Source organism: Pseudomonas sp. RW3S2, assembly GCF_014268955.1.
Classification (GTDB): Bacteria; Pseudomonadota; Gammaproteobacteria; order Pseudomonadales; family Pseudomonadaceae; genus Aquipseudomonas; species Aquipseudomonas wayambapalatensis.
In genome coordinates this window covers 1-22,660 of the sequence record NZ_JABWRM010000032.1, presented here as the reverse complement: position 1 = coordinate 22,660, position 22,660 = coordinate 1, and the positions used below count along the sequence as shown (strand labels likewise).

Sequence of the window (22,660 nt, the reverse complement as noted above, 5' to 3'; positions counted from 1 at the left end):
GTTGCTTGGTCATCGGACACCTCTCTGTGGCGAGCATTCTCGCCTAAATGGGTGTCCGGGGTTAGTAGACCACTACAAAGGGCCTCCGCATCGTCGCGCTCGACCTGCCCACCAGCCATCAGGGTATGCGGGACACCCAAGACGACGAGTTCACCGGTAGGATGCTAGCCGCGATCAACTCGATGCTGGTGGAAATGATGGCGGCGATCGCTAGGGAAACTCCGAACAAGTTGCCCATCAGCCGGAAATGGGCGACTCAGGGATGCCGAAAAGCCCGATTTTCAGCTGCTGATTATTGGATAACCAATGCAACGCCTTGGTTATCTGCCCTCACGGGCGCACCTCTCCCGCGGCAGGCAATAATTGCCGGCGCACCATCCACAGATTCGACAGGGCAAACAGCGTGGTCAGTTGCGCCGTGTTCTTGGCCAGGCCACGGAAGCGGGTTTTCACATACCCGAATTGACGTTTGATCACTCGGAATGGATGTTCGACCTTCGCTCGCGCCTGCGCTTTGACCTTCTCGATCTTGCGTCTGGCTTTGTAGAGCACGCTGGGTTTGCTCAAGTGCTTGTAGGTGCTACGACGAGCCGCAATCTGCCAGATCACCGGCCTTCCTTCATGCTCTGGCCGCTTCTCCACGCCGGTATAACCCGCGTCGGCACAGATGACATTTTCGTCGCCATGCAACAGCTGAGCGACCTCTGTGACATCAGCCACATTCGCCGCTGTGCCATGGACGTGATGCACCAGGCCCGACGCAGCATCGGCACCGATATGCGCCTTCATGCCAAAGAAATACTGATTCCCCTTTTTCGTCTGATGCATTTCAGGATCGCGTTTGCCTTCCTTGTTCTTGGTCGAACTGGGCGCGTGGATGATGGTCGCGTCGACGATGGTGCCCTGGCGCAACGACAGGCCCTTGTCTCGCAGGTAAATGTTGATGGTTTCCAGAATGCCTGCCGCCAACTGATGCTTCTCCAGCAGGTGCCGGAAATTCATGATGGTGGTGTCTTCGGGGATCGGAGCGCTGCGCGTCAGTCGCGCAAACTGGCGCATCGAAGTGATCTCGTACAGCGCCTCTTCCATGGCTGGGTCGCTCAGCGAGAACCAGTTCTGCAGCAGGTGAACACGCAGCATGGTTTCCAGTGGATACGGCTTGCGGCCACCGCCAGCCTTTGGATAGTGAGGCTCGATCAACGCCACTAACCCACTCCACGGAACCACCTGCTCCATCTCGGCCAGGAAACGCTCGCGACGGGTTTGCTTGCGCTTACCGGCGTACTCGAAATCGGAAAAGCTCATCTGACTAATGGAATGGCGGGCTTGTAGAGGGCAGTTGGACGGAGGGCTATTTCAGCACAGGTCAGATGGCCTGTGCTGACTTGATCGGAGAATCCCTAGGAAGGACTACGAGCAGCGGCGGGAGCGGCAGGCCCAGGGAATTCAGAAGGCCAAGGCCGCTGGCAAGTATCAGGGCCGGCCGGTGGACGAGGAGCTGCACAAGCGGGTCAAGGAACTGCTGGCCGCCGGCCTGGGCATTCGGGCCACAGCTCGGCACGCGAACTGCTCCACTACTACGGTGCTACGAATCAGAGACGCGAAGCACATTATCGCATGACGATAGTTTCCGCATTCCATCGCTCGTATGCAGCATCGCGAAAAAGATCATCTACCACAGCGCGCCCGGCCCCATCGGCAGAAGGGTAGATATTCGCTGCGCTGAATCCCGCTCTGGCGCACAGTTGCATCAACCGCCCCGACTCGAGGACAGGGATAGTCAATTTCACGAGGGGGATGGTGGCTATATCTTCCAAATATCCCTCCAGACCATTCGCAGCGTCTAGCGCTGGGTTCGCTGTATGCGGATGGACGGTAAAAAGTCCCTTCTGCGCAGCCAAGTTCGGGCTAACGGCTCCGGGCGAACGATGGATTACAATATTCGGATGCAAGCCAGCCTGGCTACGATTCAGCGCCCACACAGCCAACCTGTCATCAGGGGACCAAGTCTTGTACAAGGCTAGCGCGCCGCTTGCGGCAAAATAGGCGGCGGTGAAGGCCTTTTGCGTCCAATCGAGAAGACGCGTTGGCACTCCATGATGCTGAGCGAGGGCCATGAGATCCAAGATCTCCGCTGAAGGCCACTTCGACGGGCAACGCCGGTATTCGGTAGCTGCTCCGGGATCTAGAACGACATTCCTAAGATATTGGGAATCTCCGCGGATCTGGATGCCTACGGTATCGCAATGGTTAGCGAAGCGACGAAGAATCGCAATTTCATGGAAGAGCAGATCCTTCCCAGTCTCCAAGGCATCGCTTGAACCCACCGGCGGATTAGCTCTAGATCGGAGCAAAGAAGGTATCAACTTCCAGCTTGAATCAGCTTGCCCCCGATAAATGAAAGAGCCATTGGGGAGTAAGGTGCTGGTAGGAGATAAGGCGAGCCACAGATCATCAGCAGTCTCAAGCTGAATCTCTCTGAACGAAGGGTGCTTCCTGCTCAAATGGTGATTCTCCCTCAGCGACTCACAGAGACCTGTGGGCCATGAAAACATGGAGAAACACCCATCACTTGCTGTCATCTTGCTGTCACAGCCTAAATGATGATGCTTCGAAAAGAGTGCAACCCCTTGATTTTACTGGTGCCGGAGACAGGAATCGAACCTGCGACCTTCGCGTTACGAGTGCGCTGCTCTACCGACTGAGCTACACCGGCGTGTCCGCAAAGCTACCACCGCCGCCATCCATACGCAAACCCCTGTTTCCCCTCACTTATTACCCTGCGCCCCACCCTGCCCCGCCGAACCTGCACAGCCGCTGGGCGCGAGATCCTCTTCGATGTCGGTGCTGCACGCCCACCCGGTCGCCGCACGGGTCAGTGTCAGGCGCTTGCCCACCACGTTCGCAGGCGCATCCGCGAGGGTGCAGACGATGCTGCCGGTGCCTGCAGCGGCATTGCCGCTGGCAACGATGGCGCAGTGGTTGGTCGTGGGTTGCCCGCCCAGCGCGGTAACGTCGGCGACGTCCTTGCCTTCGTTCAGGCGCAGGTCCATCGGGGTCTTGAGCGCGGAGATTTCCAGGAGGCCGGCCGCTGCTTTGGTGCGGGCCTGGTGGTTGGTGTACATGGGGATCGCGATGGTCGCGAGGATGCCGATGATCGCGACGACGATCATCAGTTCGATGAGGGTGATACCGCGTTGGCCTTTCATAACAGGTTCCTTGTCGATTCGGTCGGGCCGCGAGCCGCTGGGCGGGCCGGGGCCGGCTGGGGCGCAGTAGAGCCCAACGGACACCTTTTGTCACCCCTGCGTGGCTGGACGTCATGTCCGCTCGACTACTCTAGTGGGCGTCTGGAGTTTCTGCCCTGGGTGGGGCGCGGCAAGCTGTTACGGAGCTTGTCGGGGTGTAGCAAGGAGCTGGTGAATGAAGGGTTCGACTCGGTTGTATGCGTGGCAGGGCGTGGATGCGCAGGGGGCGCGGGTCAGTGGGCAGATGCTGGGACGTAGCCCGGCATTCGTGCAGGCGGGGTTGTTACGCCAGGGCATCGAAGGCGCGCGAGTGTGGCCTGCGGGTGGGCGGGGTTGGAAACTGCCGGTGCGACGGGAGAAGGTGGATGCGCCGGGGTTTTCGCGTCAGTTGGCGACGCTGTTGAAGGCGGGAGTGCCGCTGCTGCAGGCGTTCGAGGTGATGGGGAGCAGTGGTGCTGACGCTGGGATGGTGGGGTTGCTGGGGCGCTTGCAGCAGGATGTTTCTGCGGGGCTGGGGTTGGCGGATGCGTTACAGCGGCACCCGCGTTGGTTCGATGCGTTGTACTGCAACCTGGTACGGGTCGGAGAGCAGTCGGGGACGCTGGATCGGCAGTTGGAACAATTGGCAGACCTGCTGGAGCGGCGTCAGGCGCTGCGGCGCCGGGTGCGCAAGGCGATGCTGTATCCGCTGATTCTGCTGCTGACGGGGCTTGGGGTGTCGGCGTTGCTGTTGCTGGAGGTGGTGCCACGCTTCGAGGGGGTGTTTGCGGGGGTGGGGAAGGAGCTACCTGCATTTACCCGGTGGGTTATCGAATTGTCTGACGCGCTGGGGCGCCATCTGCTCGGTGTGCTGGGGGTATTCGGTGTGGCGGGGCTGGCGTTGCGCAAGCTGTACCGGGAGCATCTGCCGGGGCGGTTGTGGATGATTCGCCAAGCGCTGCGAGTGCCGGTGTTCGGGCGGTTGTTGAGCCATGCGGCGTTGGCACGGTTCGCACGCAGCCTGGGGACGGCCTATGGTTCGGGGGTGGTGCTGCTCGATGCGCTGGAAACCGTTGCGGCGGCGAGCGGCGATGCCTTGCACGAGCGGGCGATTCGCCAGTTGCGCCAAGGCATGGCCAATGGCTTGGGGCTGCATCAGGCGATGGCGCTGGAGCCGTTGTTCGCGCCACTGCTGGTGCAGTTGACGGCGATCGGTGAATCCAGCGGCACGCTGGAGGCGATGCTGAACAAGGCGGCCTGTCATTACGAGGAGCAGGTCGGGCAGGCGCTGGAGCAGTTGACCAGCCTGCTGGAGCCAGCCATCGTGCTGATCCTCGGTGTTCTGGTAGGTGGCCTGGTAGTGGCCATGTACTTGCCGATCTTCCAGTTGGGTAGTCTGATCTGACATGAATCTGTGGACTTTTCTTGCCGACCAGCCAGGGTTTTTCCTGGCGAGTGCAGCCGTGCTCGGGCTGCTGGTGGGCAGTTTTCTGAATGTGCTGGTGCATCGCTTGCCGGTGATGCTCGAACGCCAATGGCAGAACGAGGCGCGGGAGGTGCTGGGGATGCCGGTGCAGGCGCATGAGCGTTTCGACCTGTGCCTGCCGGCCTCGCACTGCCCCAGTTGCGGGCATCGGATTCGGGCGTGGGAAAACATTCCGGTAGTGAGTTACCTTGCCCTGCGCGGGCGGTGCTCGGCGTGCAAGGGGCGGATCAGCCCGCGTTATCCGCTGGTGGAGCTGGCCTGCGCGGGGCTGTCGCTGGTGGTGGCGTGGCATTTCGGGGTGAGCGTGCAGGCGCTGTTGGCGCTGGTGCTGACGTGGTGCCTGCTGGCCCTGAGCCTGATCGATGCGGAACATCAATTGCTGCCGGATGTGCTGGTGCTGCCGACGCTGTGGCTGGGGCTGGTGGTCAATGCCTTCGGGCTGTTCGTGCCGCTGGCCGATGCGCTGTGGGGGGCGGTGGTCGGTTACCTGAGCCTGTGGTCGGTGTATTGGCTGTTTCGGCTGGTCACCGGCAAGGAGGGCTTGGGCTATGGCGACTTCAAGCTGCTGGCGCTGCTGGGCGCCTGGGGCGGCTGGCAGGTGCTGCCGCTGACACTGTTGCTGTCGTCCGTGGTGGGGGCGGTGATCGGGCTGTGTCTGCTGCGCCTGCGCAAGGGTTCGCTGGGGACGACGATGCCTTTTGGGCCCTATCTGGCGATTGCGGGCTGGATCGCATGGCTCTGGGGTGATGAAATATACGCTTCCTACATGCAACTGCTCGGATACTGATGACCACTGCTGCATTTACCCCCTGGATTCTCGGACTGACCGGCGGCATCGGCAGCGGCAAGAGCGCCGCCGCGGAGCGTTTCGTCGAACTTGGCGTGCACCTGGTGGATGCCGACCAGGCGGCGCGCTGGGTGGTCGAGCCGGGCCGGCCGGCGCTGGCGAGCATCGTCGAGCGCTTTGGTGCGGGCGTGCTGCTGGATGACGGCACCCTCGACCGCTCGGCCCTGCGCCAGCAGATCTTTGCCGACCCGGCGCAGCGGCGCTGGCTCGAGCAACTGCTGCACCCGCTGATCGGGCAGGAGATCTTCAGCTACCTGGCCAAGGCCGAGTCACCCTATGCGGTGTATGTGTCGCCGCTGCTGATCGAGTCGGGGCAGTACCAGAAGACCCAACGCATCCTGGTGATCGATGTGCCGCAAGAGGTGCAGATCGCGCGCACGCTGCAGCGTGACAACATCAGCGAGGAGCAGGTGCAGGCGATTCTCAAGGCGCAGTTGGCGCGGGAAGAGCGCCTGCGCCATGCCGACGATGTGGTGGTCAATGACCGCGACCTGCCGTGGCTGCATCAGCAGATCGACCAGTTGCATGCCTTTTACCTGACTTTGCGAGGAGGCCAGCCTTGAGCCAGCCAATGACCGTCGATTGCCCGACCTGTGGCGCACCTGTGGAGTGGAGCGAGAAGAGCCCTAACCGGCCGTTCTGCTCCGATCGCTGCAAGCTGATCGACCTGGGGGCCTGGGCGGCCGAGGAGCACAAGATTCCAGCGGCGCCGGAGTCGGAGGATGAGCTGTATTCGGGGGATCTTGAGCCTCGGCATTGATTTGCTGGGGGGATGGGTTTAACCGCGAAAGAACACAGTGGTGGATGGCACCGGCTTTGCCGGTGATCGCGGGACAAGTCGCAGCGGCGAACCGCCGCTCCCACAGGGATTGGGCTGGCCTTTAGATTTTGAACAAGACAGTTGCCCCCACAGGGATTTCCAGCGGTGGCTCAGTCCTTCCCCTGCCCCTCTTCATCCTTCCATGGGGCCTGCAGGTAGCGGGTGCGGTTGAAGGTTTCCAGCCACTCGGGGCAGAACACCACCAAGGCGCTGATCACGGTGCCGTTGATGAAGGCCTCGGGGAATATCATCAGCCACAGGTAGCCGACGAAATCGCTGAGCCACTCTGGCATGGCGAACAGACCGTCCAGCCATAGCACGCCCAGCGCGGCCATCAGACACAGCAAGGTCGCCAGGGCGGCGGCGAAGAATCCTGAACAGAAGATATAGACGAACAGGTTGCGCGGCTGGGCGCGTTCGACCAGGATCGCGCACACCTCGGTGACCAGCACCGGCAAGCCGATGATCAACAGGCCGTTGACGCCCAGCGCGGCCAGGTCCTGACGGCCGAGGGCGAGCAGGCCGAGCTGGGCAAGAAAACCGCCGAGTATGGCCAGCGGCCAGTCCAGCAGGAGGGTCACGGCAGTCATGCCGATGAAGTGGTAGGACACGCCGGTGTCGAAATCGCGGCGCACCAGCCACAGCGCGAACAGGCCGAACACGGTGCCGAACAGCAGGTGCTGGCGGCGGGGGTCGCTGAACAGCTCGACCCACCGAGTGCGGCTGGCCGCCCATATCAACAGGGGCACGTAGGCCAGCCAGCCAAGCGTGAGGCTGGTGGAGGACAGGACCTGTGCGCTGATCATCGCGACCTCGCGTGCATGTCGGATGCTTTCGAGTCTACACCCATTCCCTGATGACGATTCCCACGAACAAACAAGCCCTTATCCTTCACAATTGCAGGCTAAGCTTGTTCCCATGGATGACTCAGACTACCTGCGCCTGCTTACCATCCAGGCCGAACAAGCCAACGCGTTCCTGTCCAATGCCCGCAAATGGGAGCGTGAGCGTTGGGTCTGCCAACGCCTGCTGCAAGGGTTGAACATTCCCTACCGCAGCGAAGACTTCACCCCGGCCGGGCAAGAGCCGCCAGACGTGCTGTTTCGCGATGCGGCGTTCGAGGTGTTCTTCGTCCTCGACGAGGGGCGTCGGCTCAACGACGAATGGCGCGAGGAACTGCAGCGCCGGCGCAGTGCCTTCTCCCTGGCCCAACTGGTGCGCCGCGAGGCGCGCCCCCGGCGCATCAGCGCGCAGGAGCTGCTCGCGCGCCTGGCCCCGACCCTGCGCAAGAAGGCGCACAACTACCGCGAGCGCGGGCTGGACTTGAGCGAGCTGGATATCATCGCCTTCGCCAGCCTCAAGCGCGAAGTGCTCGACCTGAACAGCCATTTCCCGCCACCCACCGAATACCTGCGCCAGGGCTGGCGCTCGCTGTCGCTGGTGGGGCCGACCTTCGCCCGGGTCTTGTTCGCCCACCCGGACGCGCCGGATTTCCTGCGCGGCAACCTGGGGCGCAGCATTCTGTTCGATGTCGGTATCAGTCTTTGATCGCGTGCCGGGTGTCTTTGCGATGGCGTACACTCGGCGGCGGAGATGAAAGGTATTATCATTTGTTTCACGTGCTTGCGATAACGCTGCAGGAAAGGTTGTAGCGTTCTCGTCATCCCAAGCGTCTACCCACGAGGCCCACCATGACCAGCCGCCTGAATCCGGAAGATCAGCGTCGCGTCGATGAGTATCTGCGAGCCCCCCAGCATCAAGTCGAGCGCAAGCCTTTCAGGCCCTGGCTGCTCCTTGCCCTGGTGGTGATCGTGACCATTGGTCTGGGCCTGTTGAGCCGCTTGCTGAGTGGACTGGTGCTATGAGCTGCCTTGCGCTCGCCCTCCTCTCTCGCACGCAGCGGCCGGACCTTGTGTCCAGGAATTCCGTAAAACTTGTGAGATATCCCCATGACTCATCGCATCGTGATTGTCGGCGGCGGCGCCGGCGGCGTGGAACTGGCGACCCGCCTGGGTAAGAGCCTCGGCAAGCGCAAACGCGCCGAGATCACTCTGGTCGACGCCAACCTGACGCACATCTGGAAACCGCTGCTGCACGAAGTGGCTGCCGGCTCGCTGAACTCCTCGGAAGACGAGCTGAACTACGTGGCCCAGGCCAAGTGGAACCACTTCAACTTCCAGTTGGGGCGCATGAGCGGCCTGGACCGTGAAGGCAAGCAGATCCAGCTGGCTGCGACCCTCGACGAACAAGGCCGCGAGCTGCTGCCCGCGCGCACTCTGGGCTACGACACCCTGGTGATCGCCGTGGGCAGCAACACCAACGACTTCGGCACCCTGGGCGCGGCGCAGCACTGCCTGTTCCTCGACAGCCGCAAGCAGGCCGAGCGCTTCCACCAGCAACTGCTCAACCACTACCTGCGCGCCCACGCCGGCGATCAGGCCAGCGAGCAGATCAGCGTGGCCATCGTCGGCGCCGGTGCTACCGGCGTGGAACTGGCGGCGGAGCTGCACAACGCTGCGCACGAGCTGGCCGCCTACGGCCTGGACCGCATCCAGCCCAAGGACATGCACATCACCCTGATCGAGGCCGGCCCGCGCGTGCTGCCAGCCTTGCCGGAGCGCATCAGCGTGCCGGTGCACAAGACCCTGGAGAAACTCGGGGTGACGGTGATGACCAACGCCGCGGTCAGCGAAGTGACCGAGGAAGGCCTGAAGACCGCGACCGGCGAAGTGATCCAGGCGAGCCTGAAAGTGTGGGCGGCGGGTATTCGTGCGCCGGGCTTCCTCAAGGATATCGACGGCCTGGAGACCAACCGGATCAACCAGCTGGTGGTGCGTCCTACGCTGCAGACCACGCGGGATGACGACATCTTCGCCTTCGGCGACTGCGCTGCCTGCCCGCAGCCGGGCAGCGACCGCAATGTGCCGCCGCGGGCGCAGGCGGCGCACCAGCAGGCATCGATGCTGGCCAAGAGCCTGAAGGCGCGGCTGGAGAACAAGCCGCTGCCAACCTACGCGTACAAGGACTACGGCTCGCTGGTGTCGCTGTCGCGGTTCTCGGCGGTGGGCAACCTGATGGGCAACCTGACCGGCAGCGTGATGCTGGAGGGTTGGCTGGCGCGGATGTTCTATGTATCGCTGTACCGCATGCACCAGATGGCACTGTATGGGGTGTTCCGCACGGCGATGCTGATGATCGGCAGCAAGATCGGCCGCGGCACCGAGCCGCGCCTGAAGTTGCACTGATCAGCTGAGATCACGAGGGCCGCTTTGCGGCCCTTTTTGCGAGCACGTCGCCGCGCAGGAGCCGCAAGCTCTGGCGTGATCGGCAGGGCAGAGGCCAGGCAGGGTCAGCTGCATGGCCGCTCCAGGTGCGCGAGCAGATGCGAGACGGTGTCGGCCAATGGCCCGGAGTTGTCGAGCACCAGCAAGCCGGGGTCGGCCTCGCGCGCTTCGCTGGCAAAGCGGGCATTACGCGCCAAGCGCGCCTGCACTTCCTCCTGCGACTCACGCCCCCGCGCCAGCAGGCGCTGGCGCAGGATGTCCTGTTCGACACTGAGCAGTACCACCTGCAAATTCGGATAACGCTGCCGCGCCGTATTCAGGTAGCCACGCGAGCCGTTCACCAGCACGTCGTGCCCTTCTTCCAGCCACTGGTCGATGACCCGTGGAATGCCGTAGTGCAGGCCGTTGGCCTGCCAGTGCAGGGCAAATGCACCGTCCTCGCGCATCTGCTCGAACTGTGCGGCGCTCACCGCCAGGGCGGCTTCGCCCATCGCTTCGGCAGACCGGGTGATGACCCGCCGGGCAATGCGACAGCCACGCGCTGTCAGTTGTTCGCGGGCGGCGTCCAGCAGGCTGTCCTTGCCGGATCCGGACGGCCCGATCAGGTAAATCAACCTGCCTGCCATCAGTACACCCTCTTCGCTTCTCGCCATACCTGCCGCACCGACGCGGATATCGCCACGGTCATGCGACTCTCGCAGCACTGATCCTTTGCACGGCCCGGGGCAAACCGATGCCGCTGTGCCCGGCGGTGCCGAGAATGAACGCGGCAGCAGGCTGGTCGAATGATAATCGCTGGGAAGATATCCAGCAGCCCCTCGCGCGCCAAGTCGGCCGCTGCCACCGAGACTGTGGCTGGCCTTCAGATTTTGAACAGGACAGTTGCAACCCCAGTAAAACAGCCGCGAGTTACGAAATGATTTTCTCGAGACAAAAGAAAAAGGGCATCTCATTCGAGATGCCCTTTTTACATGGTGGGTCGTGTAGGATTCGAACCTACGACCAATTGGTTAAAAGCCAACTGCTCTACCAACTGAGCTAACGACCCGGAAAATGGTCGGGGTGAGGGGATTCGAACTCCTGACATCCTGCTCCCAAAGCAGGCGCGCTACCGGACTGCGCTACACCCCGAAATTGGCTCCGCGACCTGGACTCGAACCAGGGACCCAATGATTAACAGTCATTTGCTCTACCGACTGAGCTATCGCGGAACTGAACTTCGTACAACTCTTACAGCTTCGAAGTTTGTGTTAGCTTCGATCTCTTCAGCGTTGTCGCTGCTGAGGCCGGCTATTCTACATTCTTCGTTTTGCTTGTCAACCACTTTTTTTTACCCAACTTACTGATTTGTAAGTTGTTTTCAGATCATCTTTACCGCCGGTGATCTGCGTAGTGCCTGACAGCGGTGCGAATATTAGGGGCACTCGTTTTTTTGTGCAAGCATTTTTTTCAAAATTTTCAGCGAGTTAGATCCCGCACCGAAAAATCAGGGGTTTGCGGGGTTTGCGCAGGTGCCATCGCGGGGCAAGCCCGCGATGGCAACACCGTCAGGCAAAGACGATCTCGTCGCCTTCCACCTTCGCCGTGATCGCCGCACCTGGCACGAACTGGCCACCGAGGATCAGTTGCGCCAGCGGGTTCTCGATCCAGCGCTGGATCGCACGCTTGAGCGGCCGTGCGCCATACACCGGGTCGTAGCCAACGGCAATCAGCTTGTCGAGGGCTTCCGGGCTCAGGCTCAGCGACAGCTCGCGCTCAGCCAGACGACCGCGCAGGCGGCCCAGTTGGATCTCGGTGATACCGGCGATCTGCTCGCGGCCCAGCGGCTCGAACACCACCACTTCGTCGATCCGGTTGATGAACTCCGGACGGAAGTGCGCACCCACCGCATCCATCACCGCCGCACGTTGCGCCTCACGGTCGCCGACCAGTTCCTGAATCTGCGCCGAGCCCAGGTTGGAGGTCATGACGATGACCGTGTTGCGGAAATCAACGGTACGCCCGTGACTGTCGGTCAGGCGGCCATCCTCCAGCACCTGCAGGAGCACGTTGAACACATCCGGGTGCGCCTTCTCCACCTCGTCGAGCAACACCACCGAGTAAGGTTTGCGACGCACCGCCTCGGTCAGGTAGCCGCCCTCCTCATAACCCACATAGCCTGGTGGTGCACCGATCAGGCGAGCGACAGAGTGCTTCTCCATGAACTCGGACATGTCGATGCGCACCATGGCCTCCTCGGTGTCGAAGAGGAATTCGGCGAGCGCCTTGCACAGCTCGGTCTTGCCGACGCCAGTCGGGCCGAGGAACAGGAACGAGCCGCTCGGGCGGTTCGGGTCGGACAGCCCGGCACGCGACCGGCGCACGGCGTTGGCCACGGCAGTGACCGCCTCGTCCTGGCCAATCACCCGCTCGTGCAGCAGGCCTTCCATCTTCAGCAGCTTCTCGCGCTCGCCTTCGAGCATCTTCGACACCGGGATGCCGGTCCACTTGGACACGACCTCGGCGATCTCTTCCTCGGTGACCTTGTTGCGCAGCAGCTGGTTCTCGGTCTTGCCGTGCTGATCGACCATCTGCAGGCTGCGCTCCAGGTCGGGGATCACCCCGTACTGCAACTCGGCCATGCGGCTCAGGTCACCCTTGCGGCGGGCGGCTTCCAGCTCCTGGCGGGCTTGCTCGATCTTTTGCTGGATCTGCGCCGAGCCCTGTACCTCGGCCTTTTCCGACGCCCAGATTTCTTCGAGGTCGGAATATTCGCGCTCAAGGCGCTCGATTTCCTCGGTGAGTTTTTCCAGGCGCTTCTTGGCCGCTTCGTCCTCTTCCTTCTTCAGGGCCTGGGACTCCACTTTCAACTGGATCAGACGACGATCAAGACGGTCGAGCACCTCTGGCTTGGAGTCGATCTCCATGCGGATGCGGCTGGCGGCTTCGTCGATCAGGTCGATGGCCTTGTCCGGCAGCTGGCGGTCGGTGATGTAGCGGTGGCTGAGCTTGGCCGCAGCGATGATCGCACCGTCGGTGATGGCCACCTTGTGGTGCACTTCGTAGCGCTCCTTAAGGCCACGCAGGATGGCAATGGTGTCTTCCTCGCTCGGCTCCTCGACCAGCACTTTCTGGAAGCGTCGCTCCAGCGCTGCGTCCTTCTCGATGAACTGGCGGTACTCGTTGAGCGTGGTGGCGCCAACGCAGTGCAACTCACCGCGGGCCAGGGCCGGCTTGAGCATGTTGCCGGCGTCCATCGCGCCCTCGCCCTTGCCGGCGCCGACCATGGTGTGCAGTTCGTCGATGAACAGGATGATCTGGCCTTCCTGCTTGGACAGCTCGTTGAGCAAACCTTTGAGGCGCTCTTCGAACTCACCGCGATACTTGGCGCCAGCAATCAGCGCGCCCATGTCCAGGGCGAGCAGGCGCTTGCCCTTGAGACCATCGGGCACTTCGCCATTGATGATGCGCTGGGCCAGGCCTTCGGCGATGGCAGTCTTGCCGACGCCGGGCTCGCCAATCAGCACGGGGTTGTTCTTGGTGCGGCGCTGCAGCACCTGCACGGTACGGCGAATTTCGTCGTCACGGCCGATCACCGGGTCGAGCTTGCCTTCTTCGGCACGCTTGGTCAGGTCGACGGTGTACTTGTCCAGCGCCTGGCGCGACTCCTCGGCGTTGGCATCATTGACCGCCTCGCCACCGCGCAGGTTGTTGATGGCGTTTTCCAGGGCCTTCTTGCTCACGCCCTGGCCGAGCAGCAGCTTGCCGACCTTGCTGTTCTCATCCATGGCGGCGAGCAGCACCAGTTCGCTGGAAATGAACTGGTCGCCCTTCTGCTGGGCCAGGCGGTCAGCCTGGTTGAGCAGGCGCGCCAAGTCCTGGGACATGTTCACATCGCCCGTGGGGTTCTGGATTTTCGGCAGCTGGTCGAGCTCTTTGGTCAGCGCCTTGCGCAGGCTGGTGATGTCGAAGCCTACCTGCATAAGCAGCGGCTTGATCGAGCCACCCTGCTGCTCGATCAGGGCCTGCAGCAGATGCACAGGTTCAATGGCCGGATGGTCCATGCCAACGGCCAGGGATTGGGAATCGGATAATGCCAGTTGCAGCTTGCTTGTCAGTCGGTCTATTCGCATGGGGATACCTTCCTTTAAAGGGCAGGCGGAGCGATGGACAGCACCTGTAATGAAGAACCTGCCTGAGATGACCAATAGATAAGGCTGATTCTGGAAGATTCAAGCTTAGCGGGGTTGACCGAGGTCAGCCTGGTGAACCGACAGAAACAGAAACGCCCCGGCAAGCCGGGGCGTTCTGGGAGATTACACGGAGTTGGTTTTTGAACGCTTAACGCACGCCACTCTGACGCAGGGCCGCAGGCTGGAAGTCAGCCTTGTTGGCGCTGAAGTTGAAGTCGTAGGATTTTTTCTCCTCGTTCTTCATGCCCAGTGCCAGGTAACGGCCCGACTGCAGGTCATAGATCGCTTCGAGCGTGTACCAAGGCACCTGGTTGTTGTAGTACGGCTGGGCATGCGCCTCGGACACGCGCCACAGCTGGTTGCGCCCGTCGTACTGGTCGATCACCGCGGCCTGCCAGGTATCTTCGTCGATGTAGAAGTCACGCTTGGCATAGATATGGCGCTGGCCTGGCTTCAGGGTTGCGACCACATGCCACACACGGCGCAGCTCGTAGCGGGCGAGGTCCTGATTGATGTGGCCGGCCTTGATGATGTCGGCGTACTTGAGCTTCGGATCGTCGAGCTTGTAGGCGTTGGAGGCGATGTACATCTCCTTCTTGCCTTCGAGCTTCCAGTCGTAGCGGTCGGGTGCGCCGTTGTACATGTCCAGGTTGTCGGAGGTACGCAGGCCGTCGGCGGCGGTACCCGGGCCGTCGTAGGAGACCTGCGGCGCCTGGCGCACACGACGCTGGCCGGCATTGTAGATCCACGCCTTGCGCGGTTCCTTGACCTGGTCGAGGGTCTCGTGCACCAGCAGCACGGTACCAGCCAGGCGCGCCGGCGCAGTCACTTCCTGCTTGAAGTAGAACAGCACGTTGCCCGGGTTGTTCGGGTCGTAGTCCTTCATCTTGTCGCGGAACACGAACTGGTCGCTGAAGTACACCAGGCTGTAGGAGCCGTTCTGCTGCGGCGTAGCCTGGGTCACCATGCGCGACACGCTACCGCCGCGATAACGGGTGATGTGGTTCCAGATTACCTCGACCCCGCTCTTGGGAATCGGGAACGGGATCGCGCCGCGGAAGTTGTTCAGGCCGTTGCCGCCTTCGACCAGGGTGGTCTGGGTGGCGTTGGTCTTGATGTCGGCGTACACGGCATCCGGCACTGTGGCGCCGCGGTGGGTCTTGTACACCGGCAGCTTGTAGGTGTCCGGATAGCGCTTGAGCATCGCCAGTTGGCCGGGAGCCAGTTTGTCCTTGTACTGGTCGGCGTTCGCGGCGGTGATGGTGAACAGTGGCTTTTCGCTGCCGTACGGGTCGGACAGGAAGCCCCTGGCATCGACACTGCCGGCAGTCTTGGACAGCGGCTCCCACGGGCCGATCGAGCCATCGGCGTTGCCGGCCTTCTCGGCGCCCATCGGCGTGAGCGTGGTACCGAGCTTGGCCGCCTCATCGGCGGAAACCGCAGCCATGACGCTGGTCGCCAGCAGGGACATGCCCAGCACACCGGCTTTCAGCAGACTTGTGGTCATCTTCATCGTTGTCGTCCTGGATCAGAGTTCTTAGAAGTTCACGCCGAAGCTGAGGGCGACGAAGTCGCGGTCATCCACGGTGCTGTACTTGCCATCGAAGAAGTTGGTGTACGACAGACTCGCCGTGTAGGTGTTCTGGTACTCGGCGTCCAGGCCCAGGCTGATCGCCTTGCGGCCTTCCTCGAAGTTGCCGCCAGGGCCCGGCGAGTAGCCGGACACGTCGTGGGACCAGGCCACGTTGGGCTTGAGGTTGACCCCGGCGAAGACGTCGTTGTAGTCCCAGATCACCCGGGCGCGGTAGCCCCAGGAAGTGCTGGTGGTGTAGCCGTCGTTCTCGCACTTGCGGTTGAGGTTGGTGGTCGACGCCCCAGCCCCGGCACCGGCGATGGTGCTGGCGTTGAGTGCCTGGCAGGTGTTGGCGCCGCCGGTGGCCGGCAGCGGGCCTGGGCCGAACACCGGGTCGCGGCCATAACGGGTGTCGTGCGCGCTCTCCAGGCCGCCCACGTGGGTGACGCCCAGCTCGCCCACCACGGTCATGCGGCTGGCGCCCATCACCTGGTCGAAGAAGTGCGTCAGGGTGGTCTGGAACTGGGTGATTTCCTTGCGGCGATAGCCGTGCAGGTCCTGGCCCGGAGTACCACTGAGCAGCGAGGCGTTGGCCAGGGCGCCGCCCAGCGGACGCACACCGGCGAACAGGATGTCGGTGGTGTTCAACTGCACAGGCGCGTTGGGACGGTAGCTGATTTCACCGCTCCACGCCGTGCCGGTGGGCAGGGTGGTGGAGAAGCTCAGGCCGTAGAGGCGGATGTCTTCAGGGTACTCGACGAAGTACTGCGAGTTGCCCGCGACGATCAGCGGCGCCAGCGGACGCAGGTTGGCCGGCAGCGACGGAATGCCGGCGAAGACCGCAGGCGAGGCGCCGGTGGCGCTGAAGATCGGCGCACGGCTGTGGTAGTTCATGAAGTAGGCACCGAACTCGGTGTCCAGCGGCTCGAACATGTAGCGCAGGGCTACGCCGAACTGGCCGCTGTCACGCGCGTCGCGGTCCGGGCCACGGCGCACCATCACGCCTTCTTCGTTGATGTTCACGCCGCGGGTGGCGAGGAACTGCCGCGCTGCGCCCGGCACCGCGCGGCTGCTGTTGAGCACGCGCAGGTTGTCGGTGCAACCGTCGGAGATGATGTCCGGCTGGGAGAAGAAGGTCCCGCAGTTGTCGGTGACGGTCTGGTCCCATTCGAGCTGATAGAAGGCTTCGGCCGACAGGTTGTCGGTCAGGCTCTGGGAGATGTAGAACATGTTGACCGGGATCAGGCCTTCCTTGATCTCGGCGCCAGGACGGCGGAAGGCTGCGACGTCGATCGGGTTGATCGAGTTGATACCGCCACCGATGAAGGTACTTTCACCCCAGCTCACCACCTGCTTGCCGAAGCGCACCGAGCCGGGCATGTCGGCGATGGCGTAGTTGTGGTAGATGAACGCGTCGAGCAGTTGTGCACCCGAGGACTTGGCCCCCGACTTGCGCCCGGAGTCGCTGATATCCTTGAACTCGCGGCCCTCGTCCTTGAGCTCGAAGTCGTACCAGTACTTGCCACGGACGAAGACGCCGGTGTCGCCGTACTTGAGCTCGAGATCGTGGATGCCCTTGAAGATCTTGGAGAAGGTCTCGCCTTTCTTGAAGTTGAGGTGGCCATCGTCGGAGGTCTGGGACAGGCCCTTGCCGCCGTTGTTGACGCCGATCAGGTTCTTGTTTGGATTGGCAGTCGACCAGCTGGCCCCGATGGAGAGCGATGAGTCGAACTGACCTTCGATTTCCCCGATGTTGAAACTCACACCGAATGCGGGACTTGCGAGCGTGGAAGCGAGGCTGACGGCCAAGGGCAGCTTGGCCCGGCGCCAGAACGGGTTTGCAGATGTCATCGACGCTACTCCATGTACTTTTTTGTTATGGCAGTGAGTCCTTTCAGAAACGGCCCCGAGCGCTGCGAGCAGGCTCCTGCCAGAGGCAGCACGGCATGCGCGTGCGCCCTCCCCCATTCCTGAAAATCCCCTGACCCGACTATAGCCAGCGGCCACTCGCACTTGATCCCTCTAAAGTGTGATTTGCGTCTCGCAAGTAGAGGCATCGCAAATGGCCACTTCGATCGCTGGCAGTGCAGAAGCATGGCTCAATTTCGCCGTTTGACAAGGCGCGATACCTCTAACACGCGGGTCACGCCAGAACAGACGTGACCCGGGCAGGTGTTACAGGGTAGAGAGGAAGGTACTGTTACTGGCCTGCCACTGGGTGACGTCCACGCGGATACGCTTCTTGTCGAGCTTGCCCACGCTGGTCTTGGGAATTTCAGTAACAACGGCGATCTGGCTCGGAATCGCCCACTTGTTGATGTGCCCCAACTCGACGAACGGCTTGAGATGCTCCTTGAGCAACTTGGCGTCCAGCTGCTGGCCTTCGTGCACCACCAGCAGCGCGAACGGCCGCTCGCCCCACTGCGGATCGGGCACGCCGACCACCGCCACCTCGCGCACCGCCCCGTGACGGCTGATCAGGTCTTCAAGATCAAGGGACGAGATCCACTCGCCACCGGTCTTGATCACATCCTTGATGCGGTCGCGGATGTCGATGTAGCCCATGCCGTCGAGGGTGGCGACATCGCCGGTATGCAGCCAGCCTCCGGCCCACAGCTCGTTGCTCTTTTCCGGTTCGTTGAAGTAGCCCATGGTCAGCCAGGGTGCGCGCAGCACCAACTCGCCCTGGGCCTCGCCGTCGGCGGGCAGGAAGTTGCCGTGCTCGTCGACGATGGCCGCCTCCACCAGGGGCACCGGCACACCGGCCTTGATGCGGTAGCTGACACGCTCGTCTTCACCACCGGCCAGCAGTTCTTCGTTCAGGTGCGCGCAAGAGATCAGCGGGCAGGTTTCCGACATGCCATAGGCCGCAGTGAGCTGGATGCCCCGCGCCAGGGCAGCCTCATACAGTGCCCGGTTGAGTGCGCTGCCGCCGATGATCACCTTCCAGCCGCCGAAGTCCTGGCCCTTGGCGGACGGGCAGTTGAGAAGCATCTGCAGGATGGTCGGCACGCAATGGGAGAAGGTGACCTTCTCTTCGCGCCACAGCTTGATCAGCATGTCCGGCTCGTAGCGCCCCGGATACACCTGCTTGATGCCCATCATGGTCGCTGCGTAGGGGATGCCCCAGGCATGCACGTGGAACATCGGCGTGATCGGCATGTAGACGTCGTTGGTGCTGAGCAGGCGCACGCTGTCGAGGCTGCCGAGCACCGACGTTTCGGCCAGGGTGTGCAGCACCAGTTGGCGGTGAGTGAAGTACACGCCCTTGGGGTTGCCGGTGGTACCGGTGGTGTAGAAGGTGGTGGCCACCGAATTCTCGTCGAAATCGGGGAAATCGTAGTGCGGGCTGGCGGAGGCGAGCAGTTGCTCGTACTCGCCGACCAGGTTCGGCAGCTCGGCGGTCTGGTCCGGGCCATCGGTGATCAGCACGGTCTTGTCGACCGTGGTCAGTTGCCCGGCGATGGCCTGGTAGAGGCCGACGAAATCGCTGTTGACCAGCACGAAGCGGTCTTCGGCGTGGTTCATGGTGTAGAGGATCTGCTCGGGCGACAGGCGCACGTTGATGGTGTGCACCACCGCACCGATCATCGGGATGGCGAACATGCACTCCAGATAGCGGTGGCTGTCCCAATCCATCACCGCCACCGTGTCGCCGGCCTTGACCCCGGCTTCGGTGAGCACGTTGGCCAGCCTGGCGATGCGCTCGCCGAGTTCGGGATAGGAGAGCCGCACCTTGTCGCGGTAGACGATTTCGCGGGTCTTTTCGTAGCGGCTGCCAGACATCAGCAGGCGTTTGATCAGCAGCGGGTAGGTGTAGGCGCCGTCGGCGGGCTTGAGGAGGCGGGTCTGCAGCATGGGTATCCCTTTTCTGAAAAGCGTGCCGGATATTCAAGGATTTACTGTAGATCGGTGACGCGGCAGTCAAATCAGCCGAAGGAATGATTTGGCGTCGCAAAGTATGAGTGGCAATGTGCGAACAGGGCGTTACAGCGCCGCAGAATCCGGAGCCGATGCGCTCCCCACCTCTGGCCTTTGCCGACGGAGCCGCCAATGTCGCGTCATGCAGTTTTTCTCGATCATCACTCCCTTGACCTGGGAGATCTCGACCTTTCTGCGCTCGAACAGCAGTTCGACAGCCTGCAACTGCATGCCGCCAGCGCTCCGGAACAGGTCAGCGAACGTCTGCAAGGCGCCAGCGTGGTGATCAGCAACAAGGTGATGCTCGATGCTGCGGCGCTCGCGGCCAATCCACAAGTGAAACTGATCCTGGTAGCCGCCACCGGCACCAACAACGTCGACCTTGCCGCAGCCCGTGCCCAGGGCATCACCGTGTGCAACTGCCAGGGCTACGGCACACCTTCGGTGGCGCAGCACACCCTGGCGCTGCTGCTGGCCCTGGCCACCCGGCTGTGCGACTACCAGCAGGCAGTCAAGGACGGTGCATGGGCCAAGGCCAGCCAGTTCTGCTTATTGGACTTCCCCATCGTCGAGCTGGAAGGCAAGACCCTGGGCCTGCTGGGGCACGGCGAGCTGGGCGGCGCAGTGGCGCGCCTGGCCGAGGCATTCGGCATGCGTGTGCTGAGCGGGCAGATCCCTGGGCGACCGGCGCGCGCCGAGCGCCTGGCGCTGGACGACCTCTTGCCACAGGTCGATGCCCTGACCCTGCACTGCCCGTTGAACGAGCAGACCCGCCACATGATCGGTGCCCGTGAACTGGCCTTGCTCAAGCCGGGTGCGCTGGTGGTGAACACCGCTCGCGGAGGCCTGATCGATGAGCAGGCGCTGGCCGATGCCCTGCGCAGCGGCCACCTGGGCGGCGCAGCCACCGATGTGCTGAGCGTCGAGCCGCCAGTCAATGGCAATCCATTGCTGCATGCAGACATCCCGCGCCTGATCATCACCCCGCACAGCGCCTGGGGTGCGGTGGAGTCGCGCCAGCGCATCGTCGGGCAACTGGCCGAAAACGCCCAGGCGTACTTCGCCGGCCAGCCACGCCGGGTGGTGGGCTGAAGCGCAAACCCGCTCGGTCGCTCCTGCCAAGCCGTGCACGGTCCTCAGCGCCGGTGCGGCACCTGTAGGAGAGGCGGTTCGGCGCCCCGACTTGCCCGCGAAAAACACACCGCGCTGCCTGGCACGGGCTACGCCCGTGTTCGCGGGCAAGCCCGCTCCTACAGAGATTGGGCAGGCCTTGAGATTTTGAACAAGACAGTCGCTCCTGCAGCGTCGGCGCCGCGCCCCGATACGCCAGGTGATACACTTCGCGCTTTTTTCAGGAGGCGTCCGCCGATGGACCCGCGCAGTGAAGTGTTGCTCCGCCAAGCGGACCTGTTCCAGGGCCCGCTGCTGATCGCCGGTGCCGCCGCCGATGGCCTGCTCGGGCAACTGCCGCACGCGCAGGCCTGGACCTGGCACGCCGGCGATCAGGCGCTGCTGGAGCAGCGTTTCACGGGCCGCAGCCACTACGGCGTCGAGGCCCCGCAAGTTCCGTTCGACGCGGCGGTCCTGTTCCTGCCCAAATCCCGTGACCTCGCTGCCTACCTGCTCAATGCGCTGGCCTCGCGCCTGGGCGGACGCGAGCTGTACCTGGTCGGCGAGAAACGTGGCGGAATCGAGGGCGCGGCCAAGCAACTGCAGGCCTTCGGCAAACCGCGCAAGCTCGACAGCGCCCGCCACTGCCAACTGTGGCAGGTGACCGTGGTCAATGCGCCCGAGGCCACGCCCCTGGAGAGCCTGGCCGAACGCTTCGAGCTACCACTCGAGGACGGCCCGCTGCAGGTGGTCAGCCTGCCGGGCGTGTTCAGCCACGGTCGCCTGGATCGCGGCACCGCGCTGCTGCTGCAGCATCTCGAACAACTGCCGGTCGGCCATGTGCTGGACTTCGGCTGTGGTGCAGGCGTACTCGGCGCGACCATCAAGCGACGTTATCCGCAAAGCAGTGTCACCCTGCTCGATGTCGATGCCTTTGCCGTGGCAGCCAGTCGACTGACCCTGGCTGCCAACGGTCTGCAAGGTGAGGTGATCAGCGGTGATGGCATTGACGCAGCACCGGATAATCTGACCGTGATCCTAAGCAATCCCCCCTTCCATACCGGGGTCCACACCGACTATCAGGCAGCAGAAAATCTGCTGCGAAAAAGCAGACAAATTCTGCAAAAAGGCGGGGAAATACGCCTGGTAGCGAATAGCTTCCTGCGCTATCAGCCGCTGCTCCAGGAGGCCTTGGGCAACTGCGAAATCCGCGCCGAAGGGGATGGCTTCCGAATCTATCGGGCAACACGCGGTTAAAAAATTAACGCTTGCCCAAACCGATTCGGCTAGGCAGAATCCGCTCCGTCCTAGGGGAGTAGTCTCCCGCAAGCACCCTCTGCTTGCCCGGTACGCGTCAACACACTTGGCCCACAGGCCATGGCGCGTGCGACCTCACGGCTCACACAGATGAGCCCGGGGTTTGACAAGACCTATGACACGCACACCTTACCCGGGGCGGGAAGGCTGTACGTGTCATAGCCGTGTCGACCCGCCCCCGTAGGAAGCCTGATGCTCGAATCCCTGCTCGTTCCCACCGCCATCGTTGCGCTCGCTGAAATCGGCGACAAGACGCAATTGCTCGCGCTCATTCTCGCGGCGCGCTTTCGCAAGCCGTGGCCGATCATCGCCGGTATCGTCGCCGCCACCCTCGCCAACCATGCGGCCGCTGGCGCCGTGGGGGCCTGGGTCAGCGGGTTCTTCACCGAAAGCGTGCTGCACTGGATCCTGGCGGCAAGCTTCACCGCCACCGCCTTGTGGACCCTGGTCCCGGACAAGATGGACGATGACGAAACCAGCAATGCACGCCGCTTCGGCCCGTTCCTGACCACCTTGATCGCGTTCTTCCTGGCGGAGATCGGCGACAAGACCCAGGTCGCCACGGTGATGCTGGCCGCGCAGTATCCGCACCTGATCATGGTCATCATCGGCACCACCCTGGGCATGCTGATCGCCAACGTACCGGTGGTACTGGCGGGCAACTTCGCAGCAGACAAACTGCCGCTGGCGTTGATCCGTCGACTGGCGGCGGCAGCGTTCTTCGTGCTGGCAGCGGTCGCGGTGTATTCGGCGATGAAGACCAGTGGGTGGATTGGCTAGAGCAACGAAGACAGGACAGGACCGTGAGAGCGGTCCTGACTGTGGGAGCGGGCCTGACTGTGGGAGCGGGCTCGTCCCGCGATCACCGGCAAAGCCGGTGCCAGACACCGCAGCACCTGGCAC

General features: G+C 62.8%; 19 protein-coding genes, 4 tRNA genes, 2 pseudogenes and 1 riboswitch. Of the genes and pseudogenes, 12 read left to right on the top strand and 13 right to left on the bottom strand.

Going from position 1 to position 22,660, the window contains the following annotated elements:
• Positions 1-74 precede the first annotated feature (74 nt).
• Positions 75-218 (top strand): annotated as a pseudogene (locus HU748_RS26545) (serine recombinase); the annotation flags it as partial.
• 112 nt (positions 219-330) lie between these two features.
• Here the strand turns inward: HU748_RS26545 and HU748_RS25940 are convergent.
• Positions 331-1,314, bottom strand: a complete 984-nt coding sequence (locus tag HU748_RS25940) for an IS5 family transposase (RefSeq protein WP_186722499.1) — start codon at positions 1,312-1,314, stop codon at positions 331-333.
• Between the two features lie 88 nt (positions 1,315-1,402).
• Here HU748_RS25940 and HU748_RS25935 point away from each other — a divergent pair.
• Positions 1,403-1,621 (top strand): annotated as a pseudogene (locus HU748_RS25935) (helix-turn-helix domain-containing protein); the annotation flags it as partial.
• Here the strand turns inward: HU748_RS25935 and HU748_RS25930 are convergent.
• The 3 genes from HU748_RS25930 to HU748_RS25920 form a co-directional block, all read right to left on the bottom strand.
• Positions 1,611-2,555: an FRG domain-containing protein gene (locus HU748_RS25930; protein ID WP_238343464.1), complete on the bottom strand. Its 945-nt coding sequence runs from the start codon at positions 2,553-2,555 to the stop codon at positions 1,611-1,613. The pseudogene HU748_RS25935 and the gene HU748_RS25930 overlap by 11 nt on opposite strands.
• Before the next feature lie 85 nt (positions 2,556-2,640).
• Positions 2,641-2,716 (bottom strand) — tRNA-Thr (locus HU748_RS25925).
• 52 nt (positions 2,717-2,768) lie between these two features.
• Positions 2,769-3,209: a pilin gene (locus tag HU748_RS25920; protein WP_186710051.1), complete on the bottom strand. Its 441-nt coding sequence runs from the start codon at positions 3,207-3,209 to the stop codon at positions 2,769-2,771.
• Positions 3,210-3,423: 214 nt separating this feature from the next.
• On the opposite strand from HU748_RS25920, the gene HU748_RS25915 reads away from it, so the two are divergent.
• Genes HU748_RS25915 through yacG form a run of 4 tightly spaced genes read left to right on the top strand, consistent with a single transcriptional unit; the run spans position 3,424 to position 6,320 of the window.
• A complete protein-coding gene (locus HU748_RS25915) occupies positions 3,424-4,632 on the top strand; it encodes a type II secretion system F family protein (RefSeq protein WP_186722495.1) in 1,209 nt (402 codons plus the stop codon).
• Between the two features lies 1 nt (position 4,633).
• A complete protein-coding gene (locus HU748_RS25910; protein ID WP_186722493.1) occupies positions 4,634-5,500 on the top strand; it encodes an A24 family peptidase in 867 nt (288 codons plus the stop codon).
• Positions 5,500-6,123, top strand: a complete 624-nt coding sequence (gene coaE, locus HU748_RS25905; protein ID WP_186710058.1) for a dephospho-CoA kinase — start codon at positions 5,500-5,502, stop codon at positions 6,121-6,123. The genes HU748_RS25910 and coaE overlap by 1 nt, the downstream gene beginning before the upstream one ends.
• A complete protein-coding gene (yacG, locus tag HU748_RS25900) occupies positions 6,120-6,320 on the top strand; it encodes a DNA gyrase inhibitor YacG (protein ID WP_054895240.1) in 201 nt (66 codons plus the stop codon). Before coaE ends, yacG begins: the two co-directional genes overlap by 4 nt.
• A 170-nt stretch (positions 6,321-6,490) precedes the next feature.
• Here the strand turns inward: yacG and HU748_RS25895 are convergent, their stop codons facing one another.
• A complete protein-coding gene (locus tag HU748_RS25895; RefSeq protein WP_065863330.1) occupies positions 6,491-7,186 on the bottom strand; it encodes an energy-coupling factor ABC transporter permease in 696 nt (231 codons plus the stop codon).
• 112 nt (positions 7,187-7,298) lie between these two features.
• Between HU748_RS25895 and HU748_RS25890 the strand changes: the two genes are divergently transcribed.
• The 3 genes from HU748_RS25890 (at position 7,299) to HU748_RS25880 (ending at position 9,625) form a co-directional block, all read left to right on the top strand.
• Positions 7,299-7,928 (top strand): DUF1780 domain-containing protein, encoded by a 630-nt coding sequence (locus tag HU748_RS25890; protein ID WP_065863331.1) that lies wholly within the window; start codon positions 7,299-7,301, stop codon positions 7,926-7,928.
• Between the two features lie 143 nt (positions 7,929-8,071).
• Positions 8,072-8,245, top strand: a complete 174-nt coding sequence (locus tag HU748_RS25885; RefSeq protein WP_054895237.1) for a DUF3094 family protein — start codon at positions 8,072-8,074, stop codon at positions 8,243-8,245.
• Between the two features lie 84 nt (positions 8,246-8,329).
• Entirely contained in the window at positions 8,330-9,625 is a 1,296-nt protein-coding gene (locus tag HU748_RS25880) for an NAD(P)/FAD-dependent oxidoreductase (protein ID WP_186667680.1), read from the top strand.
• 104 nt (positions 9,626-9,729) lie between these two features.
• Here the strand turns inward: HU748_RS25880 and phnN are convergent, their stop codons facing one another.
• The 8 genes from phnN to HU748_RS25840 all read right to left on the bottom strand — a co-directional run bounded on the left by phnN (position 9,730) and on the right by HU748_RS25840 (position 19,267).
• A complete protein-coding gene (gene phnN / locus HU748_RS25875) occupies positions 9,730-10,290 on the bottom strand; it encodes a phosphonate metabolism protein/1,5-bisphosphokinase (PRPP-forming) PhnN (protein ID WP_186667679.1) in 561 nt (186 codons plus the stop codon).
• Positions 10,291-10,636: 346 nt separating this feature from the next.
• Positions 10,637-10,712 (bottom strand) — tRNA-Lys (locus tag HU748_RS25870).
• Between the two features lie 6 nt (positions 10,713-10,718).
• A tRNA-Pro gene (locus HU748_RS25865) sits at positions 10,719-10,795 on the bottom strand.
• A 4-nt stretch (positions 10,796-10,799) separates the two neighbouring features.
• Positions 10,800-10,875 (bottom strand) — tRNA-Asn (locus tag HU748_RS25860).
• A 336-nt stretch (positions 10,876-11,211) separates the two neighbouring features.
• Positions 11,212-13,776, bottom strand: coding sequence for an ATP-dependent chaperone ClpB (gene clpB, locus HU748_RS25855; RefSeq protein ID WP_186667678.1), 2,565 nt, complete (start codon positions 13,774-13,776; stop codon positions 11,212-11,214).
• A 208-nt stretch (positions 13,777-13,984) separates the two neighbouring features.
• The gene (locus tag HU748_RS25850) at positions 13,985-15,349 is read right to left on the bottom strand and encodes a DUF1329 domain-containing protein (protein WP_186722474.1); all 1,365 of its coding nucleotides are present in this window, start codon (positions 15,347-15,349) and stop codon (positions 13,985-13,987) included.
• A 24-nt stretch (positions 15,350-15,373) separates the two neighbouring features.
• The gene (locus HU748_RS25845; RefSeq protein WP_186667676.1) at positions 15,374-17,260 is read right to left on the bottom strand and encodes a DUF1302 domain-containing protein; all 1,887 of its coding nucleotides are present in this window, start codon (positions 17,258-17,260) and stop codon (positions 15,374-15,376) included.
• A 324-nt stretch (positions 17,261-17,584) separates the two neighbouring features.
• Complete coding sequence (locus HU748_RS25840) at positions 17,585-19,267, bottom strand: fatty acid--CoA ligase (RefSeq protein WP_186722473.1); 1,683 nt, start codon at positions 19,265-19,267, stop codon at positions 17,585-17,587.
• Positions 19,268-19,462: 195 nt separating this feature from the next.
• Here HU748_RS25840 and HU748_RS25835 point away from each other — a divergent pair, with 195 nt between their 5' ends.
• From HU748_RS25835 to HU748_RS25825, 3 genes are all read left to right on the top strand, one after another.
• The gene (locus tag HU748_RS25835) at positions 19,463-20,422 is read left to right on the top strand and encodes a 2-hydroxyacid dehydrogenase (RefSeq protein ID WP_186711665.1); all 960 of its coding nucleotides are present in this window, start codon (positions 19,463-19,465) and stop codon (positions 20,420-20,422) included.
• A gap of 276 nt (positions 20,423-20,698) precedes the next feature.
• Positions 20,699-21,697: a class I SAM-dependent methyltransferase gene (locus HU748_RS25830; RefSeq protein ID WP_186722472.1), complete on the top strand. Its 999-nt coding sequence runs from the start codon at positions 20,699-20,701 to the stop codon at positions 21,695-21,697.
• Between the two features lie 41 nt (positions 21,698-21,738).
• A riboswitch (yybP-ykoY riboswitch) is annotated at positions 21,739-21,861 on the top strand.
• An 88-nt stretch (positions 21,862-21,949) separates the two neighbouring features.
• Positions 21,950-22,537, top strand: a complete 588-nt coding sequence (locus HU748_RS25825) for a TMEM165/GDT1 family protein (protein WP_054895644.1) — start codon at positions 21,950-21,952, stop codon at positions 22,535-22,537.
• Positions 22,538-22,660: the final 123 nt, after the last annotated feature.

Bases quoted from the DNA above. Each gene is read 5' to 3' on its own strand.
- HU748_RS25930 (WP_238343464.1), bottom strand. From the start codon at position 2,555: ATGTTTTCATGGCCCACAGGTCTCTGTGAGTCGCTGAGGGAGAATCAC.
- HU748_RS25920 (WP_186710051.1), bottom strand. From the start codon at position 3,209: ATGAAAGGCCAACGCGGTATCACCCTCATCGAACTGATGATCGTCGTC.
- HU748_RS25915 (WP_186722495.1), top strand. From the start codon at position 3,424: ATGAAGGGTTCGACTCGGTTGTATGCGTGGCAGGGCGTGGATGCGCAG.
- HU748_RS25910 (WP_186722493.1), top strand. From the start codon at position 4,634: ATGAATCTGTGGACTTTTCTTGCCGACCAGCCAGGGTTTTTCCTGGCG.
- coaE (WP_186710058.1), top strand. From the start codon at position 5,500: ATGACCACTGCTGCATTTACCCCCTGGATTCTCGGACTGACCGGCGGC.
- HU748_RS25895 (WP_065863330.1), bottom strand. From the start codon at position 7,186: ATGATCAGCGCACAGGTCCTGTCCTCCACCAGCCTCACGCTTGGCTGG.
- HU748_RS25890 (WP_065863331.1), top strand. From the start codon at position 7,299: ATGGATGACTCAGACTACCTGCGCCTGCTTACCATCCAGGCCGAACAA.
- HU748_RS25885 (WP_054895237.1), top strand. From the start codon at position 8,072: ATGACCAGCCGCCTGAATCCGGAAGATCAGCGTCGCGTCGATGAGTAT.
- HU748_RS25880 (WP_186667680.1), top strand. From the start codon at position 8,330: ATGACTCATCGCATCGTGATTGTCGGCGGCGGCGCCGGCGGCGTGGAA.
- phnN (WP_186667679.1), bottom strand. From the start codon at position 10,290: ATGGCAGGCAGGTTGATTTACCTGATCGGGCCGTCCGGATCCGGCAAG.
- clpB (WP_186667678.1), bottom strand. From the start codon at position 13,776: ATGCGAATAGACCGACTGACAAGCAAGCTGCAACTGGCATTATCCGAT.
- HU748_RS25850 (WP_186722474.1), bottom strand. From the start codon at position 15,349: ATGAAGATGACCACAAGTCTGCTGAAAGCCGGTGTGCTGGGCATGTCC.
- HU748_RS25845 (WP_186667676.1), bottom strand. From the start codon at position 17,260: ATGACATCTGCAAACCCGTTCTGGCGCCGGGCCAAGCTGCCCTTGGCC.
- HU748_RS25840 (WP_186722473.1), bottom strand. From the start codon at position 19,267: ATGCTGCAGACCCGCCTCCTCAAGCCCGCCGACGGCGCCTACACCTAC.
- HU748_RS25835 (WP_186711665.1), top strand. From the start codon at position 19,463: ATGTCGCGTCATGCAGTTTTTCTCGATCATCACTCCCTTGACCTGGGA.
- HU748_RS25830 (WP_186722472.1), top strand. From the start codon at position 20,699: ATGGACCCGCGCAGTGAAGTGTTGCTCCGCCAAGCGGACCTGTTCCAG.
- HU748_RS25825 (WP_054895644.1), top strand. From the start codon at position 21,950: ATGCTCGAATCCCTGCTCGTTCCCACCGCCATCGTTGCGCTCGCTGAA.